12 protein-coding genes are annotated in these 14052 nt (G+C 62.4%); 10 read left to right on the forward strand and 2 right to left on the reverse strand.

Annotation, left to right across the window (positions count from 1 at the left end; translation table 11 throughout):
• Window positions 1-8: 8 nt before the first annotated feature.
• The 9 genes from ACEN9A_RS00105 to ACEN9A_RS00145 all read left to right on the forward strand — a co-directional run bounded on the left by ACEN9A_RS00105 (window position 9) and on the right by ACEN9A_RS00145 (window position 11082).
• Window positions 9-875 (forward strand): ABC transporter permease, encoded by an 867-nt coding sequence (locus ACEN9A_RS00105; RefSeq protein ID WP_258671862.1) that lies wholly within the window; start codon window positions 9-11, stop codon window positions 873-875.
• Window positions 876-951: 76 nt separating this feature from the next.
• Window positions 952-1872 carry a LysR family transcriptional regulator gene (locus tag ACEN9A_RS00110; RefSeq protein WP_019651583.1) on the forward strand — a complete coding sequence of 307 codons (921 nt, stop codon included), beginning with the start codon at window positions 952-954 and terminating at the stop codon, window positions 1870-1872.
• 179 nt (window positions 1873-2051) lie between these two features.
• On the forward strand, window positions 2052-3590 hold the full coding sequence (locus ACEN9A_RS00115) for an MFS transporter (protein WP_258671863.1): 1539 nt from the start codon (window positions 2052-2054) through the stop codon (window positions 3588-3590).
• Window positions 3591-3616: 26 nt separating this feature from the next.
• A complete protein-coding gene (locus ACEN9A_RS00120) occupies window positions 3617-4687 on the forward strand; it encodes an HlyD family secretion protein (protein WP_019651581.1) in 1071 nt (356 codons plus the stop codon).
• A complete protein-coding gene (locus ACEN9A_RS00125) occupies window positions 4684-6252 on the forward strand; it encodes an efflux transporter outer membrane subunit (protein WP_413388558.1) in 1569 nt (522 codons plus the stop codon). The genes ACEN9A_RS00120 and ACEN9A_RS00125 overlap by 4 nt, the downstream gene beginning before the upstream one ends.
• A 124-nt stretch (window positions 6253-6376) precedes the next feature.
• Window positions 6377-7159 (forward strand): efflux RND transporter periplasmic adaptor subunit, encoded by a 783-nt coding sequence (locus ACEN9A_RS00130; protein WP_026331885.1) that lies wholly within the window; start codon window positions 6377-6379, stop codon window positions 7157-7159.
• The gene (locus tag ACEN9A_RS00135; protein ID WP_258671867.1) at window positions 7156-8475 is read left to right on the forward strand and encodes an efflux RND transporter periplasmic adaptor subunit; all 1320 of its coding nucleotides are present in this window, start codon (window positions 7156-7158) and stop codon (window positions 8473-8475) included. The genes ACEN9A_RS00130 and ACEN9A_RS00135 overlap by 4 nt, the downstream gene beginning before the upstream one ends.
• Window positions 8476-10572, forward strand: a complete 2097-nt coding sequence (locus ACEN9A_RS00140) for a site-2 protease family protein (protein ID WP_258671868.1) — start codon at window positions 8476-8478, stop codon at window positions 10570-10572.
• Window positions 10573-10584: 12 nt separating this feature from the next.
• Window positions 10585-11082, forward strand: coding sequence for a GNAT family N-acetyltransferase (locus ACEN9A_RS00145; RefSeq protein WP_258671869.1), 498 nt, complete (start codon window positions 10585-10587; stop codon window positions 11080-11082).
• A gap of 122 nt (window positions 11083-11204) precedes the next feature.
• On the opposite strand, the gene ACEN9A_RS00150 is transcribed toward ACEN9A_RS00145, so the two are convergent.
• Window positions 11205-11516: a DUF6916 family protein gene (locus tag ACEN9A_RS00150; protein WP_019651576.1), complete on the reverse strand. Its 312-nt coding sequence runs from the start codon at window positions 11514-11516 to the stop codon at window positions 11205-11207.
• 56 nt (window positions 11517-11572) lie between these two features.
• Window positions 11573-12160, reverse strand: coding sequence for a phage tail protein (locus ACEN9A_RS00155; protein ID WP_018929399.1), 588 nt, complete (start codon window positions 12158-12160; stop codon window positions 11573-11575).
• A gap of 275 nt (window positions 12161-12435) precedes the next feature.
• Here ACEN9A_RS00155 and ACEN9A_RS00160 point away from each other — a divergent pair, with 275 nt between their 5' ends.
• Window positions 12436-14007, forward strand: coding sequence for a glycosyltransferase family 39 protein (locus ACEN9A_RS00160; RefSeq protein ID WP_258671870.1), 1572 nt, complete (start codon window positions 12436-12438; stop codon window positions 14005-14007).
• Window positions 14008-14052 lie beyond the last annotated feature (45 nt).

Genomic DNA, 14052 nt, shown 5'->3' on the forward strand with positions numbered 1-14052 from the left:
AGTGCCCGATGAGCCCGTTATCATCCGCGCGTAAAGAGTACGAAACCGTTTTGCAGCCGCTGACGAGCGTCCCGCTGGAGCGTGAGTTACCCCTCGGTCAGCGTCTCTGGCAACAGGGCTGGTTGCGTAAAAGCCTGATCCTGATTGTGCTCGCGCTGATTTGGGAAGCCGTTGCCCGTTACCAGAATAACGACCTGCTGCTGCCAGGTTTTCTGCAAACCGCCAGCGCGCTATACGACGGCCTGCTCAGCGGTGAGCTGTTGGGCAAGGTGTGGATTTCGCTGGTGGTGTTGTTGAAGGGCTACCTGATCGGGATTGTGCTGGCGTTTGCCCTGACCACGCTGGCGGTGTCGACGCAATTGGGGCGCGATCTGCTGAGCACGCTGACCTCGATGTTCAACCCGCTGCCGGCGATTGCGCTGTTGCCGCTGGCGCTGCTGTGGTTCGGACTGGGGCAGAACAGTCTGATTTTTGTACTGGTGCATTCGGTGCTCTGGGCGTTGGCCTTGAACACCTATGCCGGGTTCCTAGGCGTTTCGGAAACCCTGCGCATGGCCGGGCGCAATTACGGCCTCAAGGGCATGCGTTTCGTGCTGTTCATCCTGATCCCGGCCGCGCTGCCGTCGATCCTCGCCGGTTTGAAAATCGGCTGGGCGTTCGCCTGGCGCACGCTGATCGCCGCTGAACTGGTATTTGGCGCCACCAGCGGCAAGGGTGGGTTGGGCTGGTACATCTTCCAGAACCGTAATGAGCTGTACACCGACAAGGTGTTTGCCGGGTTGGCGGTGGTGATCCTGATTGGGTTGCTGGTGGAGAATCTGGTGTTTGATACGTTGGAGCGGGTGACGGTGAAGCGTTGGGGGATGCAGCGCTGATCCGATTAACTTAGGCGATCTTTTGATCTGCTAGCATTGCGTCTGAATCAATCCAGATCAGCCACGAGTGCTCAGCATGCAACTCCCGGACATGAACCTGTTGGTCGCCCTCGACGCCTTGCTCGACGAGGGCAGCGTGGTGGGCGCTGCGCGGCGGATGAACCTCAGCCCGGCGGCGATGAGCCGGACGTTGACGCGGATTCGCGAGGCCATCGGCGATCCGATTCTGGTGCGCGCCGGCCGTGGCCTGGTGCCGACACCCAAGGCGCTGGAGCTGCGCGAGCAAGTGCGGGACCTGGTGGAGCAGGCCGCCTTGCTGTTCCGCTCTGCCGATGACGTGGACTTGGGCAGCTTGCGCCGGCGGTTCAGCATTCGCGCCAATGATTTCTTTGTGGGCGTCTATGGCGGCAAGCTGTTCGACACGATGGAGCGCCAGGCTCCGCATTGCGAACTACGCTTTGTCCCCGAGGGCGACGGGGACGATGAAGCCTTGCGCGAAGGACGCATCGATCTGAGCGTCAGCAACAATCGACCGCTGATGCCGGAAGTGAAGGTGCAAAACCTGTTCTCCACCCACTTTGTCGGGTTGGTGCGCGAAGACCATCCGCTGTTCGATGACGAGATCACCGCCGAGCGTTACGCCGGCTTTTCCCATATCAGCATGTCCCGTCGCGGGATCGCCCGTGGGCCGATCGACACGGCGCTCAATGCCTTGGGGCTGGAGCGGCGGGTGGCGGTGATTGCGCCGAGTTTCCATGCGGCGATGTTCGCCTTGCCGGATTCCGACCTGATTCTGCCGGTGCCCAAAGAAGCATTGCTGAGTGTGCGGCGCCTGGGCTTGAAGCTGCGCTCGTTCACCCTGCCGATTCCGCTACCTACCCTCATGCTGACCCAAGCCTGGCACCCGCGTTTCGACAAAGACCCGGCGCACCGCTGGATGCGCGAGACGCTCAAGGCTTGTTGCGACGAGACCTGGTTGGCGGCGCAGCCGGTTTGAAGGTCAAAAGATCGCAGCCTTCGGCAGCTCCTACGCGCCTGTGGGCGCCGCCGAAGGCTGCGATCTTTTGACTTTAACCATTGCGTATCGCGCACTTATAAGCTGCCAATAAGTCAATTTTCGTAAGCTCTCGCACTTCCTAAAATACTTCGGAATCCCCCTTCCGGAGCGTGCAGTACATGACTTCCCTCGCGGCAACGGCACCTCTCGTCGCGGCCAAACCTGCGACCGCCGTCGCACCACCGGTCTTCGGCCCGAGAATCATCATCGGCCTGGTGGGCGTGTTGCTGGCGGTGTTGGTGTCGGGCCTGAACGAGATGGTGACCAAGGTCGCCCTGGCCGACATTCGCGGTGCGTTGGCCATCGGCTACGACGAAGGCACCTGGCTGGTTGCCAGCTACACCGCGACCTCGGTGGCCGCCATGGCATTTGCCCCTTGGTGTTCGGTGACGTTCTCGTTGCGGCGTTTCACCCTGTGCGCCATCAGCGTCTTCACCCTGTTGGGCGTGCTGAGCCCGTTTGCTCCGAATTATGAAAGCTTGCTGGTCATGCGCACCCTGCAAGGCCTGGCCGGTGGTGCGTTGCCGCCGATGCTGATGACCGTTGCGCTGCGGTTCCTGCCGGCCAACGTGAAGCTCTATGGTCTGGCCGGTTATGCCCTGACGGCAACCTTCGGCCCTGGTCTCGGCACGCCGCTGGCCGGGTTGTGGACCGAGTACGTCGGCTGGCAATGGACTTTCTGGCAAATCGTCGTGCCGTGCCTGATTGCCATGGCGGCGGTGGCTTACGGTCTACCCCAGGATCCGCTGCGTCTGGAACGCTTCAAGTCATTCAACTGGCGTGGCTTGCTACTGGGGTTTCCGGCGATCTGCATGTTGGTGATCGGCATCCTGCAAGGCAATCGGCTGGACTGGTTCGAGTCGAGCCTGATCTGCGCACTGCTCGGCGGCGGGCTGCTACTGCTGGTGCTGTTCCTGATCAACGAGTGGTCGCAACCGATTCCGTTCTTCAAATTGCAGATGCTCGGTATCCGCAACCTGTCGTTCGCGTTGTTGACCCTGGCCGGCGTGCTGGTGGTGTTGCTCGCTGTGGTCATCATTCCCTCCAGTTACCTGGCTCAGGTCCAGGGTTATCGCCCGCTGCAGACGGCGCCAATCATGCTGTTGGCAGCGTTGCCACAGTTGATCGCGCTGCCGTTGGTGGCGGCGCTGTGCAACCTGCGTTGGGTCGATTGCCGTTGGGTGCTGGGGATCGGCCTGAGCATGCTGGCGCTGTCTTGCATCGGCGGCTCGCAGCTGACGTCGGCGTGGATTCGTGACGATTTCTATGTCCTGCAATGGCTGCAGATTTTCGGTCAACCCATGGCCGTGCTGCCGCTGTTGATGCTCTCCACCGGCAGCATCACCCCGATGGAAGGGCCGTTCGCCTCGGCCTGGTTCAACACCGTGAAAGGCCTGGCGGCGGTGATCGCCACCGGTGTGATCGACGCGCTGACCACCGCAAGGCTGCATTTTCACTCGACCGTGCTGGTGGACAACCTCGGTAACTCGCCTCTGGCTGATGGCGCCAGCGCGGGCCTCGCTCACCGACTGCATCAGCAGGCCGTGGTGCTGACTTCTTCCGATCTTTATCTGTGCATGGCTGGCGTCGCCGTGGCGCTGATCCTGCTGATTTTCTGGCTGCCGACGCGGATTTATCCACCGCGCGCGCCAACTTGAACGCTTCACTGGAACAGAAGGTTTTTATGACGACTCAATCAAAGCAAAAAGTCGCTGTCGGCGTTGCCGCAGCGATGGTGGTCGGCGTGTTGATTTACCTGGTGGCGCCGGGCTTGTTCGGCAAGCGTACACAGCAAAGCACCAACGATGCCTTCGTCTCGGCGGACTTCACCCTGGTGGCGCCGCGCGTGGCGGGATTCATCAAGGAAGTGCTGGTGGAGGACAACCAACAGGTCAAGGCCGGGCAGTTGCTGGCGTTGATCGACGACCGCGACCTGCGCGCTGCCGCCGAGGCCGCCGACGCGCAAACCCTGGTGGCCAGGGCGCAGCTGCAAAACGCCAGGGCAACCCTGGAGCGCCAGACGTCGGTGATCGCTCAGGCCCAGGCTACGGTGGTTTCGGCGAAGGCGGAGATGGCTTTCGCCGAGCATGAACTGAACCGCTACAACCACCTCGCCGGGGTGGGCGCCGGCACCGTGCAGAATGCCCAGCAGGCGCGCACGCGCATCGATCAGGCCACCGCCCGGTTGGCCAATGCCACAGCGGTGCTGGCGGCGGAACGCAAACAAGTGGAGATCCTGACCGCCCAGCGCGATGCCGCCGAAGGTGGGCTGAAACGAGCGCAAGCGGCGCTGGAAATGGCCAGCTATGAACTGTCCTATACGCGCATCGTTGCCCCCCAGGACGGCATGGTCGGCGAGCGCGCGGTGCGGGTCGGCGCCTATGTCACACCGGGCAGCAAGATTCTGGCCGTGGTGCCGCTGGAACGGGCGTATGTGGTCGCCAATTTTCAGGAAACCCAACTGACCGACGTACAGCCGGGGCAGGACGTGCAGGTGCATGTCGACAGCCTTGGTGGCGAAGCCCTGCAGGGACGCGTCGAGAGCATCGCACCGGCCACCGGCGTGACCTTCGCGTCAGTCAAACCGGACAACGCCACCGGCAACTTCACCAAGGTTGTGCAACGGATTCCGGTGAAAATCATCCTCGATCCAGGCCAGCCATTGGCTGAGCGGTTGCGGGTGGGGATGTCGGTGGAGGCGAGTATTGATACTGCCAGCGCTACGGCCGATGAGCATGAGGTCGCACAACGATGAACTTCGCTAATCGCGCATCCCTGTGGCGAGGGAGCTTGCTCCCGCTGGGCCGCGAAGCGGACCCAAAATTTGCGAGTGCTACGCACTCGAACGGGAGCAAGCTCCCTCGCCACAAAGTCGGCATTCATTCAGTAGTTTTTGTGTTGAGTCTGTTTTCATTGAACGCCTGCACCGTCGGCCCGGACTTCCAGCGCCCTCAGCCGCAGCAAGTCGCCCAATGGTCGAAACCGGCCAAAGCCGCCGCCAGTCAGGCCGTCCCCAACGAGATGGACGAACGCTGGTGGGAAGTGTTCCACGATCCGAAACTCTCGGCCCTGACCCAACGCGCCCTGACCGATAACCTCGACCTGAAACTCGCCAGCAGCCGTTTGCAACAAAGCCGCGCCGCGCGCCAGGTAATCACCGCCGACCGCTATCCCAACACCGCCGCCACCGGCAGCTATGGGCGCAAACGCAACAGCGGTGAAGGCCTGAACGATCCGTCGGGCAACAGTGGCGACTCAGCCTACAACCTGTGGGATGCAGGCTTTTCCGCCTCCTGGGAACTGGATTTCTGGGGGCGTGTGCGCCGCGAAACCGAAGCCGCCGATGCCACCCTGGAGGTGGCGGAAAACGATCGCCGTGGCGTGCTGCTGTCGGTGCTCGCCGAAACGGCTCAGGACTACATTCAACTGCGCGGTGTGCAAAGCACCCGGACCGTCACCGAGCAGAATCTCGACGTCGCCCGGCATAGTTTGAAACTCTCGCAACTGCGCCTGGCCGACGGTGTGGCGACGGATCTGGACGTCGCCGAAGCCGCCGCGCAAGTCGCGGCCATCGAATCACGTTTACCGGCGCTGGAGCAGCGTCAGTCGCAACTGATCAACGCGCTGAGCCTGTTGATGGGCGAACCGCCGCAAGCGTTGTCCGCCGAGTTATCCACAGACGCCCCGGTACCGCAAACCCCGCGACAGGTCGCCATCGGCTTGCCGTCGCAATTGGCCGAGCGCCGCCCGGATATCCGCCAGACCGAAGCCCGACTGCATGCCGCGACCGCCAGCATCGGCGTGGCCAAGGGTGACTTCTATCCGCGAATCACCCTGTCGGGCAACATCGGTTCGCAAGCCCTGCAACTGAGCGATTTCGGCTCCTGGGGCTCGCGCTCGTTCAGCATCGGTCCGCAATTGAGCTTGCCGCTGTTCGACGGCGGTCGACTGCGGGGCGTGTTGCATCTGCGCGAAGCCCAACAACAGGAAGCGGCCCTGGCTTACCAGCAAACCGTGCTGCGGGCCTGGCATGAAATCGACAATCAACTCACCGCCTACAACGCCAGCCAATTGCGCCGCGACAGCCTCGCCGAAGCCGTGCGCCAAAACCAGATCGCCCTGCGCACCGCGCAACAGCAATACGTCGAAGGGGTGGTGGATTTCGTCAACGTCCTCACCGTGCAAAGCGAATTGCTGGCGACCCAGCAGCAGTGGGTCGAGAGCTCGACCGGGGTGTCGTTGGCAATGGTTGGGTTGTACAAGGCGTTGGGTGGGGGATGGGAGTCGGCGTATCCGGTGGCGGAGATGGCGCAGCGTTGATATGGATAGTTTGTAAGGAAATTAACACCTATCCGCCAACGCGCGCTCCAACCAATGATGGCCATCCGCTTGACGAGCCTCCCCGCTGTCGTAGACTCCGTTCATCCGTCAGGGAGTTACGGTTATGCGGCGTTTTCGTATTTGGGTTGCGGGATTAACCTTTGTAACGTGCGTAGTACAGGCGCAAACGCCTGCGCCAGACGATCCGTTGCTGGAAAGCAACGCGGTCGGCGGTAACGCGTCAGCCAGCAGTGAGGCCCGTGGTGTGTTGCGAGCCCGGGATCAGGCGGTGCTCGCCAGTGAGTTGTCCGGGCGGATTGTCGAGTTGCCGTTCAGTGAGGGCGAGTCGTTCAAAAAGGGCGACACCCTGGCGCGGTTTGACTGTTCGGCTTATCAGGCTCAGCTCAACGCGGCTCAGGCCGCCAACCGTGGCGCCGGTGAGGAGCTGGCCCATAACCGGCAACTGGCGGCGTTGAATTCGGTGGGGCGCTTTGAAGTGGCGCGGGCCGAGGCCAAGGTCAGCGAAACCCAGGCGCAATCTCAGGTTTATCAGGTTCAGGTCAAACGCTGCAGCGTGGTCGCGCCGTTCGATGGCCAGGTCGTCGAGCGCAAGGTCAAACGCTACGAAAGCGTTGCCGCCGGCGCGCCGTTGCTGGATGTGGTCGATAACCGCACCCTGGAAATTCACCTGTTGGTGCCGTCACGCTGGATGGGCAAACTCAAGCCCGGCCAGACGTTCAGTTTTGTCCCCGATGAAACCGGTCAGCCGCTGGATGCCACGGTCAAGCGTCTCGGCGCGCGGATCGACGAAGGCAGCCAGACTTTGCTGCTGGTGGCGACGCTGCCCAACGCCAGCGGTCTGTTGGCCGGCATGAGCGGAACGGCACGTTTCGCGGAGCTCAAGTGAACGCCCCGGTAACGGGCGGCGCGGAGCAGGTGTTCGCCAGGTTTCTTGATCTCGAACGCCAGACCCGTGCCGCTCGCAATCCTTCGCAGCTGGCTTACAGCCTGGTCAATGACGGCCAGGCGCTGTTCGGTTTCCGCCATGCTGCGTTGTTGATCGCCGGCAAGGTGCAGGCGGTGACCGGTGTCAGTGCCGTGGAGCCGAATGCGCCGTTCGTGGCGTTTGTCGAGCAAGCGGTCGCGCAGCTGTTCAAGCTTGAGGTGTTGAAACAGGCACGGGTGATCGCGCCCGATCTGCTTAGCGAACCGATTCAGGCTGACTGGCAAAGTCTGTCGGCCGCTCAGGTGTTCTGGTTGCCACTGATTGATCATCAGGGCGAGATCTTCGGCGGGCTGTGGCTGGCGCGGGATGTGCCATGGAACCCTGCCGAGCAGGTGCTGTTGTCGCAACTGGGCGACACCTACAGCCATGCCTGGCTGGCGCTGCAACCGCGCAAACCCTGGCGACTGCGCTGGACGCGCAAGCGTCAGGTGGCACTGGTCGCCGTGTTGTTGCTCGGGTTACTGATTCCGGTGCGCCAATCGGTGTTGGCACCGGCCGAAGTCGTCCCGTTGGGCGGCCGGGTGGTCGCCGCGCCGCTGGACGGAGTGATCGCCGAGTTCCTGGTCAAACCCAACCAGACGGTGAAGACCGGCGACCTGCTACTGCGCTTCGAAAGCACCACGCTCAAGGCTCAGGCTGATGTGGCCGAGCGCGCTCTGGGCGTTGCCGAAGCGGAACTCAAGGCCAATTCCCAACGCTCCTTCGCCGATGCCGAATCCAGTTCGAAAATCGATCTGCTGGCCGCACGTGTCGAGCAGAAACGCGCCGAACGGGATTACGCCCGTGAACTACTCAAGCGCAGCGAAGTGCGTGCCGAGCGGGATGGCATCGCGGTGTTCGCCGACGCCGAACGCTGGACCGGCAAACCGGTGCAGACCGGCGAGCGCTTGATGGAAATCGCCGACCCGAACCAGGCCGAGTTGCGCATCGAATTGGCCGTGGGCGATGCGATCGCCCTGGAGCCTGGGGCGCAGGTCGCGCTGTTTCTCGACAGCGATCCACTGCAGCGGCACCAGGCCAGGCTCGAACGTTCGGCCTATGAAGCGCAGCCAACAGCTGGTGGGCAACTGGCTTATCGACTGGATGCGACATTCGACGGCGCACCGCCGCGCATTGGCCTGCGTGGCACGGCGAAAGTCTTCGGTGACCGTGCGCCGCTGGCGCTGTACCTGTTGCGTCGACCGCTGGCCGGGTTGCGTCAGAGCGTGGGCCTTTAGATGAGCCTGCCGAGCCTGCGGGCAGACCTGCAATTGTCGACGGCGGCGCCGGCCCTCGACGGGTCACCGTGCTGGACCCTGGCCGACCCGGTGCGTGGACGTTATTTCAAACTCGGCGCGGCGGCGATGCGCTTGCTGCGTCATTGGTCCCTGGGTGATCCCGAGCAGGTGCTGCGTGCCGCCAACCGCGAGCCAGGGCTGCCGCTGGACGGCGCGGCGCTTGAGCAATTGCTGGATTTTTTGCGCGGCCACGACCTGATCAGCGCCCTCGACCCATCGCAGCGCGCCAGTTACAGCCTGAAGGCCGCGGCGCAGCGCCAGAGCCTGTGGAAAATCCTGCTGCATCAATACCTGTTTTTCCGGATTCCGCTGTGGCGTCCGGACGCCTTTCTCAATCGCGTCTGGCCGTGGCTGGAGCGTTTCGGCCCGCGCGCATTGCGCTACGGACTGCCCGCGACGCTGGGGCTCGGGGTGTTTCTGGTGTCGCGGGACTGGCAGCGATTCATCGCCACCTTTCCGCACCTGTTCAGCCTCGGTGGCGCGCTGGCGTTCGCGGTGGCGCTGTTTTTCGCCAAGCTGTGCCACGAGTTCGGCCACGCCTTCATGGCCAAGCGCGCCGGTTGTCGGGTGCAGAGCATGGGCGTGGCGTTCATGGTGCTGCTGCCGATGTTCTACACGGACGTCAGTGACGCCTGGCGGGTCAACGATAGACGTGCGCGTTTGCTGATCGGCGCCGGCGGGGTGCTGGCGGAACTGGTGCTGGCCTGTATCGCGCTGCTCGCCTGGTCCCTGCTGCCCGATGGCCCCGGGCGCACGGCGGCGTTCATGCTCGCCAGTGCGACCTGGATCACTACGCTGGTGATCAACCTCAACCCGTTCATGCGTTTCGACGGCTACTTCTTGCTCAGCGACTTCTGGGAAGTGGACAACCTTCAGGGACGTGCCTTTGCCTTGTGTCGCTGGCGATTGCGCGAGTTCCTGTTCGGCTACGCTGCCCCGGCGCCGGAGCCGTGGGCGCCGAGGATGCAGCGGCGGTTGTTGATCTGGGGATACGGCTCGTGGCTATGGCGCGCGGCGTTGTTTTTCGGGATTGCGCTGGCGGTTTATCACCTGTTCTTCAAGGTATTGGGGATCTTCCTGATGCTGGTGGAGCTGGTGTGGTTCATCTTCCTGCCGATCCTGAGCGAGTGGCGGCAATGGTGGAGTCGTCGCGAACAGGCGCATACGCCTCGGGTACTGCTTAGCAGCCTGACATTGTTAGGGCTGTTGTTGCTGCTGGCGCTGCCGTGGCGCAGCGCGGTGGAGTTGCCGACGATGTTGGAGGCGGGACACACCAGCGCCTTGCACGCGCCGGTGGCGGCGCGGGTAAAAACGGTGAATGTGCATGACGGCCAGGTTGTCGCCCAGGGCGAGGTGCTGATCGAGCTGGAATCACCGGACCTGGACTCACGCCAGGCCATCGTCCGCCGCGAGATCCAGATTCAGCAGTTGCAGATGCGTCGTCAGGCCAGCCGCAGCGAAACCGCGGCCGACGCCGGAATCGTCGAGCAGCGCCTGGCGGAAGCGGTGGCTGAATACCGCGGCCTGGTCGCCCAGCGTGAGCGACTGCTACTGCGCGCGCCCCACGCCGGCAAGGTGCGCGACCTGTTGCCGCAGTTAACGGTCGGTCGCTGGCTTTCGACTAAAGATCCTTTGGCGCGGGTGGTCGAAGACGGCGCGCGGTTGCGCGGTTATCTGGCCGAAGCCGAGCTCTGGCGTGTTGCTTCGGGTGCTCGCGGGCGGTTCATCGCCGATGACCCGATGCACCCGGCGATCGCCGTGCAATTAAGCGAAATCGATACCAACGGCGCGGCTTATGTCGATCAAGAGGCGCTGACTTCCGATCATCACGGGCCGATTGCCGTGCGCCGGGATGAGCATCAGCGCGCCGAGCCGGTGCAGGCGCAGTATGGCGCGCGGTTGAGTGTCCTCGAAGAGACGCCGACGCCGGTGCAACCTTTGCGCGGCATTGTGGTGTTGCAGGGCAGCGGCGAATCGTTGCTGGGCGTTGCCTGGCGGCGCATGGCGGCCCTGGGGGTCAGGGAAAGCGGTTTCTAAGGGAGAACAGCGATGGCGAGCAGCGATTCAGTGGCAGCGGACGGCTTGGTGGTCAGGCCTTCGCGCACCAGCGATGGACCTTTTCTGCACAGCCTTTACCAGGCGGCGCGGCCGGATCTGCAATGGATCGACGGCGAGCAGGAAGTGGTCCAACAGGTGGTTGCCCAGCAATTCAACGTGCAGGAACAAGGGCTGGGGGAGAACTTTCCCAACGCCATGCATTACGTGATCGAGAAACTCGACACGGCCATCGGCGCACTGACCACGGATTTTGGCCCCAATGAAATTCGCGTGCTGTACCTGGCGTTCATCCCCCAGGCCCGAGGTCGGGGTTACGGGCGGACGGTGCTGCAAGGCGTGCAAAAAGCCGCGCAACAAATTCGCTGCCCGGTGGCGACGGTGGTCTGGGCCAACAATCCCCATGCGCGCCAGCATTACCTGGCGCTGGGGTTTCAGGTTGAAGAGCGCAACCCGGCGGCGGAGCGGCTGGTGTGGTATCCCCAAGGCTGAACCCATAATCGATTGTAGGAGCTGCCGAGTGAAACGAGGCTGCGATCTTTTGATCTTAAAAAATCAAAATCAAAAGATCGCAGCCTTCGGCAGCTCCTACGTAAAGCGATCAGCGTCACTCTTCAATTGAACGCAATGTAGAAATAACCCACGTCGGGATCCCGCCCCATGTTCGGTACTCGCGAGACAAAAATATTTTCCACCTGGCCCAGTTCCGGTAACTCCAGCGCACACAAGCCATCGACAAAGTCAGTGGGTTGCAGGCTGTTGAGCTCGACGCTGAACGGCATGCGCTCGCTTTTGGGCATCTGTGAATGGGGCGTTTCTTTCAAGGTGTCGATATGGATCGGCAGCTCACTGCCATCTGGCAGCCGCAGCGTTCCGGTCTTGCCCAGCAGTGCCTGAAAGTGTTGGCTTTGAACCTGTTGCAGCATGGCATCCCTCCATCAAGCAAAAGTGGCCGGGGGATGTGCATCCCCCGGCCAGACCCTCAGTTACGCGAAGGGAACAGCCCGTTCAGCGCGATGCTGAAGTTGAGCACCAGGAACGGGTTCATCACCGTCATGGGCAAACCATTGCCGGCGGACGAGATTTCCCCCGTCACCGTGCTGGTGACGCCCTTGAGCGGTACCGCCGCAGCACCTTGCTGATCGGAGTAGATGCTCGCCGAGCCTGGCCCGCCGCCCGAGGCACCGATGTACGAGTTGGTTGCGGTCGGGTTGGTGACCGGGTTGCTCGCCGGGCTGGCCAGTTGCAGGGTGGTGGTGGCCGTGAGCCCGGACAGGGCGTGGGTGTGGTTGGGCAGGTTATTGATGGTCGCGGTGACGTTTTCGGTCCCGGAGACCTCGCCGATGACACGCGGGGTCAGGCCCAGGCCGTTGCCTTGGGCAATCGGCATGCGTCCCTGCAGGTTGGGCAGCATGAAATTGGTGGTGCCATTGCCTCCATAGTAGGTTCCCAGCAGTGAGAAAAGCGCCTGGTATTGCGAGATCCCCAGCGTCTGGCCATAGCACAGGGCCCAGCCGTTGGGGGCGAAGTTAAAGGCGAAAGGTTGGATAGTGCCCATGAATACTTCCATAGTTCCTCATCCCTCAGGTTAGTGTCTGATATGTCACATCGCAGGCCCGGTTATCCGGGCGGATCGCAGTGATCAGCCGACTCCGTTCATCTCCGTGGCTGGGTCACGCCACGCCAAAGCGTAGACGCTGATCGGAATGATTGCCGGACGTCGTCCGTCTTAAAGCCAGCATCGACGACGGGCCTGAGCCTGTCCTACAGTGCTTGAGAAAATTGCGTATTCACTGGGTCGAAGCTCATTGGGTCGAGGCACATCAGGTCGAAAAAGGGGAGGCAATGGAGGCACGTAGAGAAACACCGCTGGGTGACACTCAGGATCCGCACGCGACACCGGGCTCATGGGCGGCTGCCCGCCGCTTATTGCGGTGGGCGCGGGAGCACTGGCTGCTGCCGATCCTGGCATTGGCTGCGCTGGTGCGTTTTTACGACCTGACGGCGGCGGCGATCTGGGGTGACGAAGGGTCCAGCCTGTTGTTGAGCCAGTACTCTCTGGCCGGGATCTGGGAGCATGCAGCCCATGATGTGCATCCGCCGCTGTATTTCATGCTGCTGCACGGCTGGATCGGGCTGTTCGGCGACGGCATTTTTTCGATTCGTTGCCTGAGCGCGCTGCCGGGGATTGCGACGGTCGGGCTCGGTGTCTGGCTGGTGGACCTGCTCGCGACCCGCCGCGCCGCGTTGCTGGCCGGGGTTCTGCTGGCGCTGTTGCCGACGGCGGTGCGGTATAGCCAGGAAGTGCGGATGTATTCGCTGTTGGGGACGTGGCTGATCGGCGCCACGATCGCCCTGGTGTACTGGATAAAACGACCACAACGCACGCGCTATCTGGTGATCTACACCCTGCTGATGACAGCGGCGTTCTACACCCATTACTTCACCGCGCTGTGCGTGCTGTGTCACTGGTTGTATCTGGGCCTGATCCGTGTACAGCCAGGGTATCGACTGCGACACATTCAGCGCTCGGGCTGGTGGCTGGCCAATGTGGCGATTGTGCTGTTGTACCTGCCGTGGGTGCCCAGCCTGATCGATCTGATCCAGCACTTGGATCTGCTCAAGGCCAATGGTGATGTGGGGTGGGAGCCCCCCGTCATGCTCGACTCATTGCCGTCGATGATCTGGTCGCTCCTGATCCAGGACGATGGCGAGAACCTGCCCACGCTGATTTTTATTGCGCTGCCACTGGCATTGGTGGCCCTGGCGGGCGTGGCGCTGGCCCGCGACCGCAGTGTGTTCCGTGGCAGTGCGCTGGCGGTGATCTACACCGCGGTCCCGTTATTGCTGGTGTTTGCGGTGTCGTTCATCTCGCCGGTGTTCATCGAGCGTTACCTGACCGCTTACGCCTTGGGTCTGCCGATGGTTGTCGCACTGGCCGTCGATCGCTTGTACGCAGACTTCAAGGTCTTGGCGCTGGCCGTGCTGCTGCTGTTTGTCGGTGTCGAGCTGGTGGGGGTGAAGAACAATGCCACGGTGGATACTGAGGATCAGATCAGCGTCATGGCCAAACACGTGAACCAGCACTTCATGCCCGGCGACCGAATCGTCACCAGCGATATGCTCTGGTACCTGAGTTACGTCTATTACAACCAGACCAACGCCAAACCGATGTTGTACACGCCACCATTGGCCGATGGCCGGTCGAGCCGGCCGAACGCCTACGGTTTCGGTACGCTGGTGACCAATGATATCTACCTGGATAGCCTCGATGCCTTGCCCAAAGGCACTGGTCGGGTATGGCTGGTCGGTACCCTCGAGGGGGCGGACGAGTTCGCTCCATTGCCCGCGGGCTGGCGACGCGTCGACGAAGCCCGGGGGGGAGGCGCCGTGGCACGCTTGTATGTGCTGAAGTAATTCGTGGTTTCAGGGCTTAAACGATTCAACTTTTAAACAGTTATA

The organism is Pseudomonas sp. Pseusp18, assembly GCF_059506005.1.